Origin of the sequence: Aciditerrimonas ferrireducens (genome assembly GCF_023130475.1) — a bacterium.
GTDB lineage: Bacteria > Actinomycetota > Acidimicrobiia > Acidimicrobiales > UBA8190 > Aciditerrimonas > Aciditerrimonas ferrireducens.
Map to the genome: position 1 here is coordinate 40,755 of NZ_JAKHEX010000016.1, position 21,205 is coordinate 61,959.

Consider the following 21,205-nt stretch of genomic DNA (forward strand, 5'->3'; position numbering starts at 1 on the left):
GAGGGCCTCGGCCCGTCAGGTCCCACGGCGCACCAGGCCGTGCCGCCCTAGGCTGGCCCGGTGACCATCGAAGAGCTGCTCGCGACCGTCTGCCCCCCGATCAACCGCCTGGGCGCCGCCTGGTACTTCGACCCCGAGACCACGGCCGCCGGGGAGCGGTTGGGCCTGGACCCCGGGACCTTCTACTTCCTGGGTCGGGGCGGGGTCCTCGGGGACGTGCCCTGGACGGTGGTCCACGCCGCCTTCGGCTACTTCAACCCGACCGTCGTCGAGCGGGCCTGGACCGCCGGCCGGGAGCGGGTCGCGCCGGCGGAGGCCGCCCGGGCCCACCTGGGCTGCGCCGAGGCGTTCGGCCGGCGCCACTTCGCCGAGCTTGCGGGCCTCGACGTCTTCTGCGAGGCGGCCGAGGCGGTGGTCCAGGCCGCCACCCGGGACTTCTCCGCCCTGCCGCTCTTCGCCGGCCAGGTGGCCCAGCCCCTGCCGGAGGACCTCCCGGGCCGGGCCATCCGCCTCGTGGTGACCCTCCGGGAGCTGCGGGGCTCGGCCCACCTCGTGGCCGTCGTCGCCTCGGGCCTCGCCACCCCGGTGGCCCACCGGGCAGCCCGGCCCGACGCGCTCCGGCTCTTCGGCTGGCAGGAGGCCGAGGTGCCCGAGCCCACCGACGCCGACCGGGCGGCCCTCCAGACAGCCGAGGCCCTGACCGACCGGCTGCTCGGACCCGCCTTCGGGGTCCTGGACGACTCGGGTCGGGAGGCCCTGGCGAGCGGGGTGACGGCCATGACCCAGGCGCTGCCCACCGCCTGAGCGCGGACAGGTCACCGGAAGTTCACCTTTGCTTCACCTTCGGGTCACCCGGAGGACACCTGGGGGTCAAGGACCCCGGCAAGGCTCTTCCTCGTGCCCTCGCAGGCTCATCAGGCGAGCGGGGTGACCCAGGCGCTCGACGAGGCCACGGTCGGTCGGCGGCACTGGCTCACCGTGCTGACTGCCGGCATGGGGTTCTTCACCGACGCCTACGACCTGTTCATCGTCGGCACGGTCACGGTCATCCTGACCCCGATCTTCCACCTCTCCACCAGTCAGATCTCTTTCTTGAACTCGGCGTCCCTCCTCGCCTCGGTGGTCGGGGCGGTGAGCTTCGGGCTCCTCATGGACCGGCTGGGCCGCAAGCGGATGTACGGGGCCGAGGTGGCGATCCTGGTGCTCGGCGCCCTCGCCTCGGGCCTGGCCTGGAACTTCACGTCGCTGCTGGTCTTCCGGCTGGTGGTGGGCTTCGGCATCGGGGGGGACTACGCCACCTCGGCGGTCATCACCGCCGAGTACGCCAACCGGCGCTCCCGGGGGAAGCTCGTCGGCTCGGTCTTCGCCCTCCAGGGGGTCGGCCTCGTGGCCGGCCCGGCCATCGCCTCGGCCTTCCTGGCCGGCGGCGTCTCACCCGGGCTGACCTGGCGGCTCCTGCTGGCCCTCGGGGCCCTGCCGGCGGCCTCGGTGGTCTGGTTGCGGCGCAAGGTCCAGGAGACCCCCCGGTTCAGCCTGGAGGTCCGGGGGGACGAGGCGGCTGCAGCGGCGGCCACCGCCTGGGTGACCGGCCAGCAGCCGGCCCTCGGCACCCGGGGCGTCGAGGAAAGCCGGGGGCGGCCGGCCCGGCCCGGGGCGCGGCCCCGCCTCACCCGCAGCCCGTTCCTCCTGCGGCTGGTCGGCGCGGCGGGGACCTGGTTCCTCATGGACGTCGCCTTCTACGGCAACTCCGTCTCCAGTCCCCTCATCCTCGCCCGACTGGAGCCGCACGGCTCCCTGCTCCACCACACCCTGACCTCGCTGGTCATCTTCCTCGTGGCCGCCCTCCCCGGCTACTGGCTGGCGGTCGCCCTCCTCGACCGCCTGGGCCGGCGCTGGATCCAGGCCCAGGGCTTCGCGGTCATGGCCCTCAGCTTCGCCCTCATCTGGCTGGTCCCGGCGGTGACCGCCACCACCGGGGCGTTCCTCGGCCTCTTCGCCCTCAGCTACTTCTTCGTGGAGTTCGGGCCGAACCAGACCACCTTCGTCTACCCGGCCGAGCTCTTCCCGACCGCCGTGCGGGGCACCGCCGACGGCATCGCCGCGGCCGCCGGCAAGCTCGGGGCCTTCGCCGGGGCCCTGCTCGTCCCCCACCTGCTCGTCTGGGTCGGGCTGCGGGGGGTCATGGGGGTCATGGCCGGGGCCTCGCTCGTCGGGGCCCTCCTCACCCTCGTCGCCCTTCCCGAACCCCGGGGCAAGAGCCTCGACGAGCTCGGAGGGGGCGCACCTCTCGCCGCCAGGTCCGCGCTGGAGGACCCGGCCGAGGCCCTGCCGGTCGGCTGAGGCGTCGGGGGCCGCCGATCAGACCACGCTGAGCCGGCGGTTCGGCGGCCGGAAAGGGTTTGCCGTGCCGGCGGCATAACCGGCGAGCGCGTCGATCTCTTCGACGCTGAAGCCTTTGGCCCGGAGAGCGGCGCCGATGGAAGCGGGAAGTTCGGGCTGTTCGAGGGGGACGTCCGCTGCCCGGGGCTCCTTCGTCTTCCACCCGCGTGCATTGAGCCCTCGATAGAAGGCACGCCGCTCGTCCGCCGTGACCAGGCCGAGCTGGTGGGCTCGTTCGAAGATCGCCTGGATGGAAACCCCCCATTCCCGTTTCAGATCGAACAGCCGTCCGTAGTCCAATCGGCGGAGCTGGGGGCGGATGACGGCTTCTGGCATGAGGAACTCCGCAGCGAACTCGTTGGCTTGGCGCTCGGCATCGTCCGGGATGTCGTTTGCGTGCAAGACGAGGTGGCCGAGCTCGTGAGCGAGGGTCAAGCGTCGACGATCGGGCGCGGCCTGCGCGTTGACCAGGACGACTGGGTAGTCACCGACCCACTGGGAAAGACCGTCGATCCGAGGGGTGCCAAGATCCTCGTCGAAGACCAGACACCCAGCGGCCTCCATCCACCGGACAAGATTCCTCACGGGGCCGATCGGCAGGTGCCACTGGGCGCGAACGAGTCGTGCCGCCTCATCCGGACCGGTGAATTCCGGGTCGAAGGTCGGGACCCGCTGTTCCGCCACGAGCGCGACCTCCTCGAAGAGGAGGGAGGCATGGGCCCGGAGGAGGTTCAGCTTCGCTTCGGCCATTCGCCACAGCGAGGCCTTCGTGGACTTCTGACGCCGCATGTGGGCATCGACGAGCAGGGCACCGCGATACCGCTCGCCGTGGAGCAAGAATCGCTCGGTGACCCCCAGGACGGCTGCGAGCCGCCGCACCATCACTTCGTTCGGCTCGCGATCACCAGACTCGTAGCGATTGATCGTGACCTGACTGACCCCGACCTGCTCGCCGAGCTCTGCTTGGGTCATGCCCCTTGCTCGGCGAGCGACGGTGAGCAGCTCACCGATGGTGCTCATGGCTCAGTCGATCGGTCCCCGTTCCCGGGAGCCACGCGTCCTCGGCGCGTCGAGGGCAGCTCGATGCGAGGAGCCGGCGGCCAGTCGACCTGCTTCACCCGAATCGGGGTCACCGCGTCGGCAGGCGACTCGATCTCGACCGCCCACATGACGTTGTCCTGCCCGTCTCGGTAGGAAAGGAGTGCTGGACCCATGGACCTCGTCTCCCGGTCCCATCGGTAGCCAGCAGCCAGCCGCACTTCTTCCGTGCCCGGGAGCATCCCGTCGTGCTCCTGGATCCAGAACGACAGCGCCGTCTGGGTCGGGTAGTTGCTGATCCGATTGTCGAAATCGTGTCGTTTCAGACGCAGACGGTACCGTCCGACGACGACCTCTCGGATCACGCCAGCCTCTCGCATGGTCAAACCGTCGTGCGGGCCGAGGAGCTGGCCGAGGGAGTCCCAGATGCGGTCGTGCACGAAGCTCGCGAGGGTTCGTTCCGCCATGCTGGGGAACCAGGCTGGTTGCCAGGACCGGAACGCCTCCAGGTCCTCGCGTGCGCTGTCGACTGCACCAACCAGCGACCGGAGGAAGTCATCACCGAGCTCCGCCATCACGGCCTCAGGATCGCTCGGTGAAAACATACCAGAAAATATACCACCCCCGGGGCCGCCAGCGGTTCGCCTCGTCAGTGGCCCGGCTGGTGCCCGGGCGGACCACCACCGCCGGGGCCCCCGCCAGCGGGCCCCGGCGGTGGAGACGGGCCTGGCCCGGGGGCCGGCGCCGAGGCGCTGGCGCCGCTGGTCTGCTGGGTCTGGGTCGGGGCGCTGGGCGCGGGCAGGCCGAGGGCCGCTGCGAGGCTCGCCAGGTCCTCTTGGAGGCTGGCCGCCTGGGCGGCGCTCAGCGAGCCCTGGTCGGTCGCCTTGGCGACGATCTGCTCGATGCCGGCCAGGTCGCTCTCGGCGCTGGCGAGGGAGCCGTCGGCGGTGTCGATGAGGGCCGCCGAGACGTCCCGGCCGATCTTGGCTGCCTGGTCGCTCGAGAGCCCTCCATCGGCCACGTCGGCGCCGACGGCGGCCAAGAGGGCCGCGGCCGCCGCCTGCGGGCTTGGGGTCTTCGGGGAGCTGCTGGCCGAGCCGCTTGCCGATCCGCTGCTGGTCGGCGTCGCCGCGCGCTGTGGGGCGGCCCGGTGGTGATGCTCGATCGGTCGTGCCGTCCCGCCCCCGGCGCTCAGCAGGAAGGCCAGGACACCGACGGCCAGCAGGCCAGCACCCGCCCCGGCCAGTGCCCGACGGCGGCGTCGGCGGGTGGGCCCGCCCGGGGGGACGAGGACCGGCGCCCCGATGGCGGTGGCCGAGAGGTCAGGGGCGGGCGGCGCGGTGCCGTCGGCCAGCGCCGTGGGGACCAGGGCGGCCGTGGGCGGGCCGGGTGCGGCGAGTGGAACCGTGGCCGGTGCCACGCTGCTGGCGGGCTGCCAGGGGACCCGTAGACCCGGGTCGGCCAGCTGCTCGGCGCAGCGGGCGGCGCTGGGCCGGCCGGCGGGGTTCTCGGCGAGCATGGCGGCGAGGAGGGTGCGCCACGGGGCCGGCAGGTCCTCGGGGAGGGGAACCGGTCCGGCGAGGCGCTTCGCCACCACCTCGGCCGGGCTGCCCTGGTAGAGGCGGCGGCCGAGCAGGCACTCGAGGAGGACCAGCCCGAGGGACCAGACGTCGGCCGCCGGACCGACCTGGTGGTGCTGGAGCTGCTCGGGGGCCATGTAGGCGGCGGTACCGAGGGTGGTGCCGGTGACGGTCAGGGAGGAGACGTCGGCCAGGCTGGCGATGCCGAAGTCGGCCAGCTTCACCTGCCCGTCCCGGGCGACGAGCAGGTTGCCGGGCTTCACGTCCCGGTGGACGACCCCGGCGGCGTGGACCGCGGCCAGCGCCCCGGCGACCCGGGTGCCGAGCCGGGCGGTCTCGGTGGCGCTGAGGGGGCCCGCGGCGAGGCGCTGGGCGAGACTGATGCCCTCGACGAGCTCCATGACCAGGTAGGCCCGACCGTCGGGGGTGCTGCCGGCGTCGAGGACCCGGACCAGCCCCGGGTGGCTGACCCGGCGCAGCGCCTGGGCCTCCTGGGCGAGGCGCCGGGCCAGGGTCGGCTCGGGGACCCGCAGGACCTTGACGGCCACGGCCCCGCCCCCGACGAGGTCCTGGCCCCGGTGCACGTCGGCCATGCCGCCCCGGCCGAGGAGCGGTCCGAGCTGCCAGCGGCCGGCCAGGACGGCGTCGGCTCCGTCGACCGAGGTCGGGGTCGGCCCGGCCACCGGAGGTCAGCCGGCCAGCTGCCGGAGCACGTAGGGGAGGATGCCGCCGTGGCGGTAGTACTCGGCTTCCATGGGGGTGTCGATGCGGACCCGGACCGGGAACTCGACCGTCCCGATGCGGACCGTCACCTCCTTGGGCACCTGGCCCTCCCCGAGGGCCGAAAGACCCAGGATCTCGACCGGTTCGGTGGGGTCCACCCCGAGCTCCGCCCAGGTCCGGCCCTCGGGGAGCTGGAGGGGCACGATGCCCATGCCCACGAGGTTCGACCGGTGGATCCGCTCGAAGCTCTCGGCGATGACCGCCTTGACTCCGAGCAGGGCCGGGCCCTTGGCCGCCCAGTCCCGGGACGACCCCGAGCCGTACTCCTTGCCGGCCAGGACCACGAGCGGCACCCCTTCGGCCTGGTAGGCCATGGCAGCCTCGAAGATGCTCATCTGGGCGCCGTCGGGCAGGTGACGGGTGACCCCGCCCTCGGTTCCCGGGGCCAGCTGGTTGCGGAGCCGGATGTTCGCAAAGGTGCCCCGGACCATGACCTCGTGGTTGCCTCGCCTCGCGCCGTAGGAGTTGAAGTCGGCGGGCGCCACCCCGTGCTCTTGGAGGTAGCGGCCGGCGGGGGAGTCCGGGCGGATGTTGCCGGCGGGGGAGATGTGGTCGGTGGTCACCGAGTCCCCGAGCAGGCAGAGGACTCGGGCGCCGTGGAGGTCGGCCGGCGGCGGGGGCAGCTCGAGACCCTGGTCGAAGAAGGGGGGCTTGAGCACGTAGGTCGACTGGGGGTCCCAGGCGAAGGTCTGCCCGCCGCTCACCTCGATGGCCTGCCAGCGCTCGTCACCCTCGAACACCGAGGCGTAGCGCTTCTGGAAGAGGGCCGAGCTGACCGCGGCCCGGATGGTCTCGGCCACGTCCTGCTCGCTCGGCCAGATGTCCCGCAGGTAGACCGGGCGGCCGTCAGCGTCCTTGCCGAGGGGGTCCGTGGTGAGGTCCAGGGCCATGGTGCCGGCCAGGGCGTAGGCCACCACGAGGGGCGGGGAGGCCAGGTAGTTGAGCCGGACGTCGGGGTGGATGCGGCCCTCGAAGTTCCGGTTCCCCGAGAGGACGGCGGCCACCGAGAGCTCCCCGGAGCGGACCGCCTCCGAGACCCCGGGGAGCAGGGGCCCGGAGTTGCCGATGCAGGTGGTGCACCCGAAGCCCACCAGGTCGAAGCCCAGGGCGGCCAAGGGCTCGGTGAGCCCGGCCCGGTCGTAGTAGTCCATGACCACCCGGCTGCCCGGGGCCAGGGAGGTCTTCACCCAGGGCTTGGGCCGCAGCCCCCGGGCCAGGGCGTTGCGGGCCAGGAGCCCGGCCGCCACCATGACCTGGGGGTTGGAGGTGTTCGTGCAGCTGGTGATGGCGGCGATGACCACCGCCTCGTCCTCCAGGGTGACCTCCTGGCCGTCCTCCAAGGTGGCCCGGGCCTGCCGGCGGGTCAGCTGCCCGGGGTCCTCGCCCCGCTGGGTGGCGATCGCCCGGGCGGCGCTCGCCGGGGCCTGGCCGAGGGGGACCCGGTCCTGGGGCCGGGCCGGGCCGGCCAAGGAGGGCTCGACGTCGGCGAGGTCCAGGCTGACCAGCTCGGTGAAGACCGGCTCAGGGCTGGCCGGGTCGTGGAAGAGGCCCTGCTCCTTGCAGTAGGCCTCGACGAGGGCCAGGTGCTCGGGGGAGCGGCCGGTGAAGCGGAGGTAGTCCAAGGTGGCCTGGTCGACCGGGAAGATCGTGCAGGTCGCCCCGTACTCGGGGGACATGTTGCCGATGGTGGCCCGGTGCTCCAGGGGGAGCTGGGCCAGGCCCGGGCCGAAGACCTCCACGAACTTCCCGACCACCCCGTGGCGCCGGAGCAGCTCCGTGATGGTGAGGACCAGGTCGGTGGCCGTCGTGCCGGGCCGCAGCTCGCCGGTGAGCCGCAGGCCGACCACCGGGGGCACGAGCATGGTGAGGGGCTGGCCGAGCATGGCCGCCTCGGCCTCGATGCCCCCGACCCCCCAGCCGAGGACCCCGAGGCCGTTCACCATGGTGGTGTGGGAGTCCGTGCCGACCAGGGTGTCGGGGTAGGCCTGGCCGTCGTCGGTGGCGAAGACCACCCGGGCCAGGTACTCGAGGTTCACCTGGTGGCAGATCCCGGTGCCGGGGGGCACCACCTTGAACCCCTCGAAGGCCCCCTGGGCCCAGCGCAGCAGCTGGTAGCGCTCCCGGTTCCGCTGGTACTCGAGCTCGACGTTGGCGGCGAAGGCGTCGGGTCGGCCGGAGTACTCGGCGATGACCGAGTGGTCGATGACCAGCTCGACGGGGACCAGGGGGTTCACCCGCCCTGGGTCGCCGCCGGCAGCGGCCATGGCGTCCCGCATGGCCGCCAGGTCCACCACCGCCGGGACCCCGGTGAAGTCCTGCATGAGGACCCGTTCGGGGCTGAAGGCGATCTCGCCGCTCCCCGCACGGCCCCCCTGGGCCGCCCAGTTGGCCACCGCCTGGATGTCCGCCGGGTGGACGTGCCGGCCGTCCTCGTGGCGCAGGAGGTTCTCGAGGAGGACCCGCAGGGCGTAGGGCAGGCGGTCCACCGGGAAGCGGCCGGCCAGGGCCTCGAGGCGGAAGACCTCGAAGCACCGGTCGCCGACGGTCAGCTGGCCGCGGGCACCGAAGCTGTCCTGGGAGCGGGCGAGGGGACCTGGGGTGTCGACCATGGTCCCATTCTGGTCCTCCCGCCGCCCGAGCACCCATCCGGCACCTCGCCCCGGGCCCGAGCGCCGCGCACCGGTCCTCCCGCTCGGCGGCCCGGGGAGGCGGGGGGCCGAGCGCTGCCGGCGTCCTGCGGCGCTCGGGCCGAGGCGCACGTGGTGCCTGCTGGACGGGAGCGAGCCGGGCTCGGCGAGGGACCCGGCAAGCCCCCGTCCGTCAAGAGGTATCGGGCGTCGTTGGCCTCGCCTTGAGCTCTCTGGCGGGGGGCGGGACCGGGCCGCTCCGGCTCCCCGCTGCGCTCGTCACATGCGCTCGGGGGCGGCGATGCCGAGCAGGTCGAGGCCCTGGGCGAGGACCCGGGCGGTCAGGTCGCAGAGGGCCAGGCGGCTCTGCCGGCGCTCCTCGGTCTCGGCCCGCAGCACCGGGCAGGTCTCGTAGAACGCGGTGAACGTGCTGGCCAGCTCCGAGAGGAACTGGCAGAGCCGATGCGGGAAGGCGCTGCGGGCCACCTCGGCCACGGTCTGGGGGAAGGCCACGAGGGCCAGGGCGAGGGCCCGCTCCTCGGGCGCCTCGAGGAGCGGCCGGGTGCCTCGCGGGGGCGGCTCGGTGGCGGCCCGCCGGAAGATGGAGCGGATCCGGGCGTGGGCGTACTGCACGTAGGGCCCGGTGTTGCCCTCGAAGGCCAGCATGCGGTTCCAGTCGAAGACGTAGTCCCGGGTCCGCTCGGTGGCCAGGTCCGCGTACTTCACCGCCCCGATGCCGAGCTGCCGGGCCACCGCTCGGCGCTCCGCCGGGTCCTCGTCCTCCTGGCCCCGCTCGGCCAGGGCGGCCTCGGCCCGGGCCACGGCCTCCTGGAGCAGGTCGGCCAGCTTCACCGTGCCCCCGGCCCGGGTGCGGAACATCTTCCCGTCCGTGCCCAGCACCGAGCCGAAGGCCACGTGCTCGGCGTCCACCGCTTCGGGGAGCCAGCCGGCCAGGCGGGCCACGGCGAAGCACATCTGGAGGTGCTGGGCCTGGGGCGCCCCGACGACGTAGAGCAGTCGGCGGGCCCCGAGACGCTGGACCCGGTCCCGGATGGCGGCCAGGTCGGTGGCCGCGTAGCCGAAGCCCCCGTCGGACTTCTGGACGATGAGGGGCAGGGGCTGGCCCTCCCGGTTCGTGAAGCCGGGCGGGAAGACGCAGCGGGCCCCCTGGTCCTCCACGAGGAGGCCCTTGGCCTCCAGCTCGGCCACGATCTCGGGCAGCTGGTCGTTGTAGGCGCTCTCGCCGACCACGTCCTCGGGGCGCAGGAGCACCCCGAGGGTGTCGTAGACCTCCTGGAAGGCCCGGACGCTCTCGGCCACCAGCAGCTGCCAGAGCCGCAGGGTCTCAGGGTCCTTCGCCTGCAAGAGCACCACCCGTCGGCGGCTGCGCTCCCGGAAGGCCGGGTCCGCGTCGAAGGAGGCCCGGGCCTCGCGGTAGAAGGCGTCGAGGTCGCCGACCGAGAGCTCCTTCAGGGCGGCCGCCTCGCCCAGGTCGAGGAGGTGCTCGATGAGCATCCCGAACGGGGTGCCCCAGTCCCCCACGTGGTTCTCCCGGATCACCTCGTGGCCCAGGAACCCGAGCACCCGCACGAGCGCGTCCCCGATGATGGTGGAGCGCAGGTGCCCGACGTGCATCTCCTTCGCCACGTTCGGGGCCGAGTAGTCCACCACGACCCGCTCGGCCGGCTCGCTGCGGGCGACCCCGAGGCGATCGTCGGCCCCCATGGTCGAGAGGGCCTCGGCCAGGGCGTCGGCCGCGAGGGTGAGGTTCACGAACCCCGGGCCGCTCACCTCCACCCGCTCGCAGAGGTCCCCGAGGTCGGCGCCTCGGACCACCGCCTCGGCCACCTCCTGCGGCGGCCGGCCGAGCCGCTTGGCCAGGGCCAGGGCCCCGTTCGCCTGGAAGTCGGCCCGGTCCGAGCGGCGCAGCACCGGGTCGGCCCCGGGGGCCACCTGGGCGAAGGCGGCGGCCAGGCGGTCGGCGAGGGTCTGAAGGAGGTCGGGCATGGCCCATTCTCCCCCGCCCCGGGCCACCCCTCGACGGGGCCCGCCCAGGCCGGGGTGATTCAGGTGGGGGCGAGCGCGTAGGCCGTCATGGAGAGCGAGCCGTAGGCGTAGCCGTCGGTCAGCACCTCGACCGGCCGGCCGAGCTCGGCGGCGATCCCGGCCAGGGTGGCGAGGGGCAGGAAGTGGTCGGGGGTGGGCACGGCCAGCGCCCAGTCGGGGTGGGCCTCGAGGTCGACCAGTTTGGCCGGCTCGCTGGTCATGACCGCCCGGGTGGCCTCGTCGAAGCGGACCGCCCAGTCCTCGCCCGCCTCGGGCCGTCCCGGGTCCATGCGGCGGAGGTTGTGGACCACGTTGCCGCTGCCCAGCACGGCAACGTCGGCCTCGAGCAGGCGGGCGAGGCGCCGGCCCCGCTCGAGGTGGGCGGCGAGGGGCAGCGTGGCGTCGACCGAGAGCTGGACCACCGGCACGTCGGCTTCGGGGAAGACGTGACGGAGGACCGACCAGGTGCCGTGGTCGAGGCCCCAGCTGTCCTCGTCGAGGCCCACCCAGGTGGGGGCCAGGGCAGCGGCCACCTCCCGGGCCACCTCGGGGCTCCCCGGCGCCGGGTACTGAACGGCGAAGAGCTCGGGCGGGAACCCGAAGAAGTCGTGGATGGTCCGGGGCCGGGCCATGGCCGTCACCGCCGTCATCGGCACGTACCAGTGGGCCGAGACCACCAGCACCGCCCGGGGCCGGCCGAGCCGGGCCCCGAGCTCGGCCCAGGCTCTCGTCCAGCGGTTCGTCTCTAGGGCGTTCATGGGGGAGCCGTGGCCGAGGAAGGCCGCCCGCACCGGCCCGGGCCCGTCGGCGCCCGCCTCGCTGGTGCTCACTGGGCCTCCCCGGCAGCGGGATTCGGGCCGGCCCCCATGGCCGCCTTGGCCTCCTCGAAGGCGTGGAGGGCCCTGGGGCCCCAGACGGTGCCGGGCCCGCCGTTCATGAGGATCGCCACCCCCATGGCCTCGGCCACCTCCTCGGTGGTGGCCCCCCGGCGGGCCGCCGCCCGGGCGTGGCTGGCCACGCAGCCGTCGCACTCCCGGGTGACGGCGATGGCCAGGGCGATGAGCTCCTTCGTGCGGGCCGGCAGGGCCCCGTCCGCCATGGCCGCCCGGTGAAGGGTGCCGTAGGCCTCGTAGACCGCGGGGACGTGCTCCCGGAGTTGCCGGCCCAGGCCGGCGAGGTCGGCGAGCAGCTCACTGGGCTTCTCCATGGCGCCTCCCTTTCGGTGCCGAGGCTAGCGGCCGGCCGATCCGGCCGAGGCGGGGGAGCCGGAGGTCCTGGAGGGCCAGGCCGACGGCCACCAGCAAGGCGTCGGCCCCCCGGGGGGCGAGCAGCTGGAGGCTGGCCGGCGGGCCCTGGCGAGCGGGGGCCGGCAGGGCCAAAGCCGGCAGGCCGGCGAGGTTCGCCGGCAAGGTGAGGCGGAGCTCGTCGAGCCGTGCGGCGTCGGTCACCTCGGGGACGGGCCCGGCCAGGGTCGGCAGGGCCAGGAGGTCCACGTCGGCGAGGACCCCGGCCAGCTCGGCAGCGAAGATGCCGGCGGTGAGGCGGGCCGCCTCGAGGTCCTCGGGGCGGACCCGCCGGGCCCGTTCGAGCCGCTCGGCGACGTCGGGACCCACGCCGGGGGGACCCACGCCGGTCGGGGCGAGCAACGGGTCGAGGGTGGCGGCCGCTTCGCTGAGCAGGACGACCCGCGCCGCCTGGTCGGCGGCCCGCCAACTGGCCAGATGGAGCGGGCGGGTCTCGAGGCCGAGCCGAGCGAGCAGCCGGTCGCAGGCCTGGTCGACGAGCGGGTCGGCGGGCAGGTCGAGCCGGCCGACCCGCAGGCGGCCCTCGCGGACCCGCTGCCAGGCGGTGGCCAGCTCCTCGGGGAAGGCGGGGTCCAGCAGGGCCATGGCCTCCGCCAGCCCGCCGCAGTCCGGTGCCAGGGGGCCGAGGGTGTCGAGGCTCGGGGCCAGGGGCTGGACGCCCTCCAGGGGGAGGCGCCCCCGGGTGGTCTTCAGGCCGGTCACCCCGCAGCAGGCCGCGGGGATGCGGACCGACCCGCCGGTGTCGGTGCCGATCGCCACCTCGGCGCTGCCCTCCCCGACGGCGGCCGCCGAACCGCTCGAGGACCCCCCGGGGGCGAGGCGACGGTCCAGGGGGTTGCGGGGCGTGCCGGCCCAGGCGTTGATGCCGGTCACCCCGAAGCAGAGCTCGTGGAGGGTGGTGACCCCCACGAGGCGGGCCCGCCCGGCGGCCTCGGCGGCCCGGACCCCCGCGAGACAGGCGGCGTCGGCCGCCTCGGGGCGGGCCCGGGCGGCCAGGGCCGCCGAACCCGAGGTGGTGGGCAGGCCCCGGACGGCCACGCAGCCCTTCACCGCCACCCGAAGGCCCCGCCCGGGCGGGTCCAGGCGGGCGAGGTAGGTGCGGCGGGGACCCAGGTCTGGCGGCATCAGGCCCCAGCCTGACGCGTCCGGGGCCCCGGCGCTGGGGATCCGAGCCCCTCGGCCACCTGGGGGATCCGACCGGCCAGACGGGCGAGCTCCTCGAGGTGGGCGCTCGAGAGGGCCGCCAGGCGCCGTCGGCCCTCGGGGGTCAGGCGCAGGCGCACCACCCGGTGGTCCTCGGGGTCCCGCTCCCGGGTGCAGAGCCCGGCCGTCTCGGCCCGGTCCACGAGGCCCACCGCCGAGTGGTGCCGAAGGAGCAGGGCCTCCGCGACCTCCCCGAGGGTCGGGCCGGCGGGGTCGGGGCTCCCCCGGATGGCCAGGAGGAGCTGGTGCTGGGCCGGGGTCAGGCCCTGGCGGCGGGCCTGGGTCTCGCTCCAGCGCAGGAAACGGCGCAGCTCGGTCCGGAAGGCCAGTAGCTGCCGGTACACTTCATCCGGCACATCATATCGTGGCACGATATGATCGTAGCAGGATCTGTGGAGGGTGGATGGGGACGAACCCGGGGGCCATGCCCGGAGGAGCCGGCGAGGCGGGGAAGAGGGGGTGGGCGACTCGGTGGCGCGAGGGCGAGGTGAGCCTGGGCACCTCGCCACAGCGCATGCTCCTGCTGCTCGGGCTCGGCCTGCTGCTCGGCGGGGTCGGCGGGGTGGCGGCCTTCGTGGTGGTCCGGCTGGTCGGGCTGCTCTCGAACCTGGCCCTCCTGCACCGGGTGGGCTTCGGCCTGCCCGACCTCCGGCACTACCACCCCTCGCCGTGGCTCATTCCCATCGCGTTGGCCGGCGGCCTGGTGGTGGCCGGCCTGGCCTTCTGGAGCCCGGTCATCAAGGGCCACGGGATCCCCGAGTCCATCGAGGCCATCCTGCTGCGCCAGAGCCGGGTCCGGCCCCGGACCGCGCTGGCCAAGCCCCTGTCGGCCGCGGTGGCCATGGGCACCGGCGGGCCCTTCGGGGCCGAGGGGCCGATCATCGTGACCGGCTCGGCGATCGGCTCGCTCCTCGGCCAGCTCCTGCCGGTCAGTCCGGCCGAGCGGCGCATCCTGCTGGCCTGCGGGGCCGCAGCGGGGATGGCCGGGGTCTTCGACACGCCGGTGGCGGCGGTCGTCCTCGCCTTCGAGCTGCTGCTCTTCGAGCGGTCCCTGCGGGCCCTGCTCCCCTTGGTGGCGGCGACCGCCGTGGCGAGCGCCCTCCACGAGGTGCTGATCTCGCCCCACCCACTCTTCCCCCTGGCCCGTGACCTGGCCGTCCCGGCCCGCCAGCTGCCGTTCTTCGCCGTCCTCGGGCTCGTCGCCGGGCTCCTGGCGGTCGTGTTGAACAAGGGCTTGGTGGCCGTCGAGGCGGGGTTCCGCCGGTTGCCGGTCCCCGAGTGGCTCCACCCGGTGCTCGGCGCCCTGGGGTACGCCCTGGTCGGGCTGGCGGTCCCCGGCTCCCTCTCGGTGGGCTACTGGGCCATCACCGACGCGGTGAACGACCGCTTCGCCCTCGGGGTGGCTGCGGTGCTCCTCGTCGGCAAGACCGTCTCGTGGTGGCTGGGCCTCGGTTCGAACACCTCGGGGGGCACCCTGGCCCCCATGTTCCTCATCGGGGCCACCATGGGCGAGCTGGTCGGCAGCGGCTTCGCTCGGCTCGTGCCCAGCTGGCACCTGGCGCCGGGGGCCTTCGCCCTGGTCGGCATGGGCGTCACCTTCGGGGTCGGGGCCCGGGCCCTGTTGACCGGGGTGGTCTTCGCCGCTGAGGTCACCGGCGGCTTCCACCTCCTCCTCCCCCTGCTGCTGGCCACCGCGTTCGCCGAGGTGGTGGCCGAGGCGCTGCTCGACGAGCGGATCATGACCGAGAAGCTGGCCCGCCGAGGTCTCCGGGTGGTGTTCGACGCCCAGTCGCCCCTGGTGGCCGCCGAGCGCGCCGAGGACGAGACCGTCCAGGTCCCGACCCTTCGGCTCTGGCCCCGGCGAGGCCCGGCAGCCTGAGCCCGGAGGTCAGCAACGCTTGCCGCCCCGCAGGCGCCCCAGCTCGTCCCGCAGGACAGCGAGTTCCGGCACCTCCATCGGCTCGGCGTTCACGACGGCCTGCAGGGCGGTTCGACGGTGGTCTCGGGCTGCGGCAAGGCGCCGGACGACGGCTTCTCGCACGAGGGCCTCCACGGAGACGCCGCAGCGACTGGCCTCGTCCACCAGTCGGGACCAGAGCTCCTCGTCCAAAAGGACCTGCAGTAGACGAGTGGCCACCCGCGCAGCGTAGGCCGAACCCCCGCCGGTGCCCTTGATCCGATGTTGTGCAAGACGCCCCGCCCACTGCCATTCACAGAGGGTGAGTGAGTCGCTACGGATGGCGGCTATCGTGGATGGGAGGACGGACCCATGGTGATGCGGAGCATGCTGATCGGCCAGCTGAGCGCCAAGGTGGCCCTGGCAGCCGCGGTCGGGGCGGGGGCTGCCGGGGCGGTGGGGGCTTTGAGCGCCCACGGGACCACCCAGGGACGGGGCGGAGCGAGGGGCGAGTCGAGCGCGCCGGCGGTCTCGCCGACGACCCCTGCGCCGGTGCCCGGCGGGTCTTCGGCGAGCCGGCCCTCGGCCAGTGGGCCCTCGGCCGGTGGCCAGGCCACGGTTCGGGGGGCCGCAGCCGGGCAGGGGACGGCGCAGGCCGCGGAGCCCACCGGGGAGCCAGTGCCGGGGACCTCGACGAGCCGGGCTCGAACGGCGGTCACCGCCTCCGGCGGCCTCCGGCTGACCGGGGGGTCGACCAGCGCGACCGGGCTCCTCGGCGAGGTCGCCGATCGGGTGCGATCGGCCGAGGCCCGGGCCAGTGCCGCCGTCGCTCAGGCCCGGGCGGCGGCGACCCGCCTGGTCGGGACGGCCGAGGGCACGGCCGGCGCGGTGTCCCGCCAGGTCCTCGGGGCGGTCGACGGGGCCCTGGCGTCGAGCGCGGCGGCTGGGCCAGGCCAGCTGGTGGTGACCGGCCAGGGGGCCGGCGGCGTCAGCGCCGGGACGATCGGCTGAAGAGGGGGAGCAAGGCGGGGAACCCCGTGCGGAGGGCCCGGTCCGGCTGGTCGGGGAGGCCGGTCGGACCGGGCCCCCAGGGGAGGCTTGGGCCGGTCGGCTCGGTGGCTCAGTAGCTGGGGCCGGCGCTCGAGGCGCTGCTGGCGGCGGAGCCGGTGACCTCGACCCCAGCGGCGTCGATGGGCGCGCCCGAGACCGAGACCGCGTACCAGCTGCCGCCGAAGGAGGTGATGCCGACCCCGGTGGGGGTCGGGGAGTCGTCGCCGCTGAAGTAGTAGACAGGCCGGCCGTCGTAGGTCATGATCTTCGTCCCCCCGGCCACTGCGGTCACCCCGACCAGCGAAGGGTGCACCCCGGGCTGGACGCTCGGGACCCCCGAGACGTCGACTGGGGGCCAGACGTCGATGCAGGCGCCGGTGCAGGGGGCCGTGACGCCACCGGTCGTGAGGTGGACGTAGACCGCCCGGCCGTCGACGGTGAGGATGCGGTGACCGAGCTTCGCCGACTCGACCGCCGCCACCTTGGCCGAGGGGCTGACGGTGGCGGAGGAGACCGGGGTGGAGGAGCTGCAGGCCGCGGCCCCGAGGGCCACCCCGAGCAGGGCCCCGGCGACCGGGAGGCGCCAGGCGAGGCGAGAGGTCCGACTGGCGCTGCGCGTCTGGGCGGTCGAGGTCCAGGCCATGCCCTGTTTCCTAGCACGACGCAGGGGAACGGCGACAACGACCCAGGATGGCCGGCACCGGGGTCGGGTCCGACGCGGGGGCGGGGAGCCCCCCGGTGCGGGGAGGCGCCTGGCATGATGCTGCGGCGCGGCCGTGACCAGGCGGGCTGCCGGGGGGCGTCCGAGGAGAGGGAGGTCGAGGAGGGACGTGCACGGCGACTGGCTCGACCTGGTGATCCTGGGTCTCGGGGTGCTCTTCGCGGTCCGCGGGTACCGGAACGGGCTGGTGGTGACCGTGGCGAGCATCGTCGGCCTGGTCGGGGGGCTCTGGCTCGGGGTGGCGGTCGCCCCGCCCCTCGCCCGGCTCTTCACCTCGGGGACCGCCGAGCGGATCGTGGCCATCGTCTCGGTGGTGGTCATCGCCGTGGTGCTCCAGGAGGTCGCCGTGGGCCTGGCGACGGCGGTCCGCCGGCGGATGGGCCGGGGCGCAGTCGGCCGGGCGGTGCGGCGGATGGACGCCGTCACCGGGGCGGCCGGGGCGCTGGCGGCCTTCTTGTTCGTCCTCTGGGTGCTGGCCCTGGCGGTGGCCGACCTGCCGCCGAGCGCGCTCACGAGGGAGGTCCAGGACTCGGTCATCCTCCAGCACATCGACCAGGCCATGCCGGCGACCGTTAGCGAGGACTTCTCCGGCTTCCTGCGGGTGGTCGAGGACCGGGACTTCCCGCCGATCTTCAACGACCTGGGCATCACGACCGTGCTGCCCACCCCGCCGCCCACCCCCGGGGCGGTGCCGGCCTCGGTCGTCAGCGCGGACGCCCCGAGCATCGTGAAGATCCTGGCCTTCGAGCCCGAGTGCTCCCAGGAGAGCGAGGGCAGCGGCTTCGTGGTGGCCCCGGGCCGGATCGTGACGAACGCCCACGTCGTTGCCGGGGCCCGGCAGGTGCGGATCGTGCAGAACGGGGCCGGGCGGGTCATCGACGAGGCGGCCACCGTCGTCTACTACAACCCCGACGTCGACGTGGCCGTCCTGGCCGTGCCCGGGCTGGGCCTCCCGGCGCTGCACTTCGCCGGGTCCCAGCCGGCGGGGGCCAACGCCGAGGTGGTCGGCTACCCCGAGAACGGGCCTTTCACCCCCGTGCCGGCCCGGATCCGGGAGACCGAGACGGTGACCGGCCCGAACATCTACCAGGACGCCCAGGTCACCCGGCAGATCTACGCCCTGCGGGCGGTGGTCGAGCCGGGGAACTCCGGGGGGCCCCTGCTGGACCCCCAGGGCCAGGTGGACGGCATCGTCTTTGCCCGGGAGGTCGGCTCGTCGGACACCGGCTTCGCCCTGACCGCCCACGAGGTCGCCCCGGAGGTGGCCGCCGGGGAGACGGCGAGCGCCCCGGTCTCGACTCAGGGCTGCATCTGACCAGCCCGGTCCGACCCGCCCCTGGCGGTGTCCGTGTCCAGGTTGGAGCCCGGCTCGCCCGGCGGGACCCGGACCCCCGGTAGTTAGACTCTCGCGACATCGAGGGACGAGGACCAGCAGCCAGCGCGTCCGCGCCCGCCCAGGGCGGGGGCAGCGAGGGGAACCTGCCCTGGCTCTACGCCGGGCGGGCCGTGCGGAGCTTCGCCACCGCCTTCCTAACCGTCGTCTTCCCCCTCTACCTGGCCCGCCAGCACCTCTCCTCGACCACGGTCGGGGCGGTGCTGACGGCCGGGAGCTTCCTCGGGGCGGGGCTGGTGGCCGCGGTCGGCATCGTGGGGGACCGGATCGGGCGCCGACCGGTCCTCATCGGGGTGGGCCTGCTCGGGGTCCTCGGGGCTCTGGCCCTGGCGGGCTCGACGAACGTGGCGGTGGCCGCCGTGGCAAGCGGCCTGGGCGGCATCGGTCGAGGTGGCGGGGCGGGCAGCGGCGGGGCGTTCGGGCCCTTCTTCCCGGCGGAGCAGCCGCTCCTGGCCGCCTCGGTGCCCCCGGCGCAGCGCACCCGGGCCTTCGCCCGCCTGGGCCTCCTCGGGGTGCTGGCGGCCGCCGCCGGTTCGCTCGTGGCTGGCCTGCCGGCCGCCCTGCACGGCCTCGGGCTCTCGGTCGACACCGGCTACCGCCTGGTGTTCGTGCTCGGCGCGCTCTGTTCCCTGGTGGTGGTCCTCGTCAGCCTCCCCCTGCGGGAACCGCGACCGGGCTGGCCCCGGAAGGGCGCGGGGAGCGCCGCCCTGGCGGCAGAGGCCGCCGCCGGGGAGGGCCCGACGAAGGGAGCGGCCAGCCAAGGGACCGCCGAGCAGGGCTCACCGGGGGGCCTCTCGACCCGGCAGCTCATCGGCCGGCTGGGGCTGACGAACGCCCTGAACGGCTTCGGCTTCGGGTTCCTCGGCCCCCTGCTCACCTACTGGTTCCACGTCCGCTTCGGGGTGGGCTCGGCGGAGGTGGGCCTGGTGTTCACCGTGGTGAACCTCCTGAGCGCCCTGCCCTACCTCGGCGCCGACCGCCTGACGGCAAGGCTGGGGGCGGTGCGGACGGTGGCCGTCACCCGGGGCCTGTCGGTCCTCTTGCTCATCGGCATGGCCCCCGCCCCGACCTTCGTCGTCGCCGCCGTCCTGCTCACCCTGCGGACCGTGGCGAACAGCCTCGGGATCCCGGCCCGGCAGTCCTACACCATGGGGGTGGCCGACGAGCGGCGCCGGGGCACGGTGGCCGCCCTCGGCACCCTGCCCTCCATGGTGACCTCCTCCATCAGCCCGGTGGTCGGAGGGGCGATCATGGGGACTTTCGTGGACATCCCCATCGTCGGGGCCGCCGTCTTCATGGGGGCCAACACCCTCAGCTACTACCTGGCCTTCCGCCACGCCCCGCCCCCCGAGGAGCAGGGCCGGCCCGCCCGGGCTGCCGTGCGGCGGAGCGCGGAGGGGTAGGGGTCAGCACCGCGAGCGGGCTGGCGCTCCCTCTGGAGGGTCGCCGACGCCGAGGATCCACCGAGCGGTGGTGCCGCGTTGACGGGTCTCAAGGGAGGTCGAGGTGCGGAGTCTCTGACGCGAGGGAGCCCCGGTCATTGACCGGGGCTCCCTCGGAGGTTCTGGTCGGGATCGTGTTCAGCTCGCGGTGGCGATCCCCACCGTCGGCACCGGCGGCCGCACCGAGGCGGGCAGGCCCGGGATGGAGCCCTCGAACTGGGCCGAGCCGAAGTCGAAGACCCCACCGTCGGCCCCGACCAGGCGGTACCCGTTGCCGTGGGGAGTAGCGGCGATACCCACCACGTCGTTCACCGTGACGCCCTGGCCAGGCAGAGAACCGTGGTAGGCGGCACCACCGAAGCTGAACACCCCGCCGTCGGAACCGACCAGCCAGTAGCCGCCGTTCGGGTCGGCGGCGATACCGGTGATGTCGTGCACCTGGATGTGCAAGCCGGGGAGCGACCCTTGGTAGCTGGCGTCGCCGAAGGCGAAGACCCCACCGTCTGCGCCGACCAGCCAGTAGCCCTGGCCGTTCGGAGCCGCCGCGATGCCGACGATCGGGGCAGCCAGCCGGACGTTGCCCAGGGAGCCGTAGAACTGGGCGTCACCGAAGGTGTAGACGTCACCGGCCGACGTCACCTCCCAGTAGCCCTGGCCATCGGGGGTCGCTGCCATGCCCACCACAGGCACATGGGGCTGCGCAGAAGCCGGCAAGGCCGGGAGGGAGCCCTCGAAGGGAGCGTCGAAGCTGAACACCCCGCCGTGTTGTGCCACCAGCCAGTAGCCACCCGTCGCCCGGTCTGCCACGGCGCCGACCACGGGCTTGTCGAGCACGAGGTTGCCGGTCGATCCGTGGAAGGTGGCGCTCCCGAAGGTGTAGACGTCACCGGCCGACGTCACCTCCCAGTAGCCCTGGGTCGGGGTGCTCGGCGTCGGCGTTGGGGTCGGGGTGGTCACCACGGGGGCCGCGAACTGGGTTCCGGTCAGGTCGGCGATGGAGGGGGTGGTCGTCGTGGTGAAGACGAACTGCACGCACGACTGCCCGTTCTGGGTCACCAGGCTCGCTCCCTGGATCACCTGCCAGGTCCCCGTCGTCGGGTCGTAGTAGTCGAGGGCCGGCTGGACGTTCGCCGCGCACTCGTCCAAGGTGACGGACGTGAAGGTGTTCGTCGGGGACACCCGGAGGTCGAAGTAGAGCACCCCGCTCGGCGTGATGCTGCTGAAGGTCGGGGTCTGGCTCTCGGGGTCACCCGTGAAGTACGAGACGGTCAGGCCACCGATGCCGGTGGCGCTGGCCCGCACGCTGCTGTTCGTCGTCGGGTCGGTGGTCGACGCGGTGGCCGTTCCCGACTGGGACGAGGAGGTCCCGCTCTGGGCTCCTTGGGCACCCGACGGCGCAGGCGGGACCGTCGGCGTCGTGGGGGTGGGAGCCGGCGGGCACGAACCGTACCCGAACGCGTAGCTGTAGCCGTACCCGTAGCCGGTGTACCCGAGCCTGTTGCGTGAAGGGCAGCTCGGGGCCGTGGGGAGGCCGAGCGTTGGCCGGGCTTGTCGATTGGCGGCCCCATCGCGTTGCCGACCGGGTGACAGCAGCGGCAGGGGCTTTCCGCTTGTCCGATCAGCGGTTCAGGGCACCTGCTAACCCGAAGTTACGCCTCCGATTCAGCACTGTAGGGCCTTGACCTGGGTGGTTGAGCTGTTGGCTGGTGTCGTTGCTGTCTACGCGATCCGTTTGGGGATCG

Annotated in this window: 19 protein-coding genes; 7 read left to right on the forward strand and 12 right to left on the reverse strand. The window is 74.2% G+C overall.

The genetic code is table 11. From position 1 onward, the window contains the following. Positions 1-60: 60 nt before the first annotated feature. On the forward strand, positions 61-804 hold the full coding sequence (locus Acit_RS09510) for an SCO6745 family protein (protein ID WP_248108447.1): 744 nt from the start codon (positions 61-63) through the stop codon (positions 802-804). 93 nt (positions 805-897) lie between these two features. Continuing rightward, a complete protein-coding gene (locus tag Acit_RS09515) occupies positions 898-2,340 on the forward strand; it encodes an MFS transporter (protein WP_248108449.1) in 1,443 nt (480 codons plus the stop codon). 18 nt (positions 2,341-2,358) lie between these two features. Here the strand turns inward: Acit_RS09515 and Acit_RS09520 are convergent, their stop codons facing one another. The 9 genes from Acit_RS09520 to Acit_RS09560 form a co-directional block, all read right to left on the reverse strand. Continuing rightward, entirely contained in the window at positions 2,359-3,399 is a 1,041-nt protein-coding gene (locus tag Acit_RS09520; RefSeq protein WP_248108451.1) for a helix-turn-helix domain-containing protein, read from the reverse strand. Continuing rightward, positions 3,396-3,995 (reverse strand): hypothetical protein, encoded by a 600-nt coding sequence (locus tag Acit_RS09525; RefSeq protein WP_248108453.1) that lies wholly within the window; start codon positions 3,993-3,995, stop codon positions 3,396-3,398. The genes Acit_RS09520 and Acit_RS09525 overlap by 4 nt, the downstream gene beginning before the upstream one ends. A 71-nt stretch (positions 3,996-4,066) precedes the next feature. Beyond that, a complete protein-coding gene (locus Acit_RS09530) occupies positions 4,067-5,680 on the reverse strand; it encodes a protein kinase domain-containing protein (protein WP_248108455.1) in 1,614 nt (537 codons plus the stop codon). A gap of 6 nt (positions 5,681-5,686) precedes the next feature. Then, positions 5,687-8,389, reverse strand: coding sequence for an aconitate hydratase AcnA (gene acnA / locus Acit_RS09535; protein WP_248108457.1), 2,703 nt, complete (start codon positions 8,387-8,389; stop codon positions 5,687-5,689). 297 nt (positions 8,390-8,686) lie between these two features. Continuing rightward, a complete protein-coding gene (argS, locus tag Acit_RS09540) occupies positions 8,687-10,414 on the reverse strand; it encodes an arginine--tRNA ligase (protein WP_248108458.1) in 1,728 nt (575 codons plus the stop codon). A 59-nt stretch (positions 10,415-10,473) separates the two neighbouring features. Next, a complete protein-coding gene (gene ygiD, locus Acit_RS09545; protein ID WP_446650471.1) occupies positions 10,474-11,244 on the reverse strand; it encodes a 4,5-DOPA-extradiol-dioxygenase in 771 nt (256 codons plus the stop codon). A gap of 35 nt (positions 11,245-11,279) precedes the next feature. Further along, entirely contained in the window at positions 11,280-11,660 is a 381-nt protein-coding gene (locus tag Acit_RS09550; protein WP_248108462.1) for a carboxymuconolactone decarboxylase family protein, read from the reverse strand. Beyond that, positions 11,644-12,882: an amidase family protein gene (locus Acit_RS09555; protein WP_248108464.1), complete on the reverse strand. Its 1,239-nt coding sequence runs from the start codon at positions 12,880-12,882 to the stop codon at positions 11,644-11,646. The genes Acit_RS09550 and Acit_RS09555 overlap by 17 nt, the downstream gene beginning before the upstream one ends. Next, a complete protein-coding gene (locus Acit_RS09560; RefSeq protein ID WP_248108466.1) occupies positions 12,882-13,331 on the reverse strand; it encodes a MarR family winged helix-turn-helix transcriptional regulator in 450 nt (149 codons plus the stop codon). The genes Acit_RS09555 and Acit_RS09560 overlap by 1 nt, the downstream gene beginning before the upstream one ends. A 116-nt stretch (positions 13,332-13,447) precedes the next feature. Here Acit_RS09560 and Acit_RS09565 point away from each other — a divergent pair, with 116 nt between their 5' ends. Further along, positions 13,448-14,839, forward strand: coding sequence for a chloride channel protein (locus Acit_RS09565; RefSeq protein WP_248108468.1), 1,392 nt, complete (start codon positions 13,448-13,450; stop codon positions 14,837-14,839). Positions 14,840-14,848: 9 nt separating this feature from the next. Here the strand turns inward: Acit_RS09565 and Acit_RS09570 are convergent, their stop codons facing one another. Then, positions 14,849-15,097: a hypothetical protein gene (locus Acit_RS09570; RefSeq protein ID WP_248108470.1), complete on the reverse strand. Its 249-nt coding sequence runs from the start codon at positions 15,095-15,097 to the stop codon at positions 14,849-14,851. 132 nt (positions 15,098-15,229) lie between these two features. On the opposite strand from Acit_RS09570, the gene Acit_RS09575 reads away from it, so the two are divergent. Beyond that, positions 15,230-15,868: a hypothetical protein gene (locus tag Acit_RS09575; protein ID WP_248108496.1), complete on the forward strand. Its 639-nt coding sequence runs from the start codon at positions 15,230-15,232 to the stop codon at positions 15,866-15,868. A 109-nt stretch (positions 15,869-15,977) separates the two neighbouring features. On the opposite strand, the gene Acit_RS09580 is transcribed toward Acit_RS09575, so the two are convergent. Then, entirely contained in the window at positions 15,978-16,550 is a 573-nt protein-coding gene (locus Acit_RS09580; protein ID WP_248108472.1) for a COG4315 family predicted lipoprotein, read from the reverse strand. A 187-nt stretch (positions 16,551-16,737) separates the two neighbouring features. On the opposite strand from Acit_RS09580, the gene Acit_RS09585 reads away from it, so the two are divergent. Then, the gene (locus tag Acit_RS09585) at positions 16,738-17,943 is read left to right on the forward strand and encodes a MarP family serine protease (protein WP_248108480.1); all 1,206 of its coding nucleotides are present in this window, start codon (positions 16,738-16,740) and stop codon (positions 17,941-17,943) included. Positions 17,944-18,134: 191 nt separating this feature from the next. Continuing rightward, positions 18,135-19,424, forward strand: coding sequence for an MFS transporter (locus Acit_RS09590; RefSeq protein ID WP_248108482.1), 1,290 nt, complete (start codon positions 18,135-18,137; stop codon positions 19,422-19,424). 177 nt (positions 19,425-19,601) lie between these two features. On the opposite strand, the gene Acit_RS09595 is transcribed toward Acit_RS09590, so the two are convergent. Next, positions 19,602-20,765: a hypothetical protein gene (locus tag Acit_RS09595; protein ID WP_248108484.1), complete on the reverse strand. Its 1,164-nt coding sequence runs from the start codon at positions 20,763-20,765 to the stop codon at positions 19,602-19,604. Between Acit_RS09595 and Acit_RS09600 the strand changes: the two genes are divergently transcribed. Further along, positions 20,743-20,925 carry a hypothetical protein gene (locus tag Acit_RS09600; protein ID WP_248108486.1) on the forward strand — a complete coding sequence of 61 codons (183 nt, stop codon included), beginning with the start codon at positions 20,743-20,745 and terminating at the stop codon, positions 20,923-20,925. The genes Acit_RS09595 and Acit_RS09600 overlap by 23 nt on opposite strands. Positions 20,926-21,205: the final 280 nt, after the last annotated feature.

Excerpts from the sequence above, each read along its gene's own strand:
- Acit_RS09520 (WP_248108451.1), bottom strand. The coding sequence starts at position 3,399 with ATGAGCACCATCGGTGAGCTGCTCACCGTCGCTCGCCGAGCAAGGGGC.
- acnA (WP_248108457.1), bottom strand. The coding sequence starts at position 8,389 with ATGGTCGACACCCCAGGTCCCCTCGCCCGCTCCCAGGACAGCTTCGGT.
- argS (WP_248108458.1), bottom strand. The coding sequence starts at position 10,414 with ATGCCCGACCTCCTTCAGACCCTCGCCGACCGCCTGGCCGCCGCCTTC.
- Acit_RS09550 (WP_248108462.1), bottom strand. The coding sequence starts at position 11,660 with ATGGAGAAGCCCAGTGAGCTGCTCGCCGACCTCGCCGGCCTGGGCCGG.
- Acit_RS09555 (WP_248108464.1), bottom strand. The coding sequence starts at position 12,882 with ATGCCGCCAGACCTGGGTCCCCGCCGCACCTACCTCGCCCGCCTGGAC.
- Acit_RS09575 (WP_248108496.1), top strand. The coding sequence starts at position 15,230 with ATGGTGATGCGGAGCATGCTGATCGGCCAGCTGAGCGCCAAGGTGGCC.
- Acit_RS09580 (WP_248108472.1), bottom strand. The coding sequence starts at position 16,550 with ATGGCCTGGACCTCGACCGCCCAGACGCGCAGCGCCAGTCGGACCTCT.
- Acit_RS09600 (WP_248108486.1), top strand. The coding sequence starts at position 20,743 with ATGCCGGTGGCGCTGGCCCGCACGCTGCTGTTCGTCGTCGGGTCGGTG.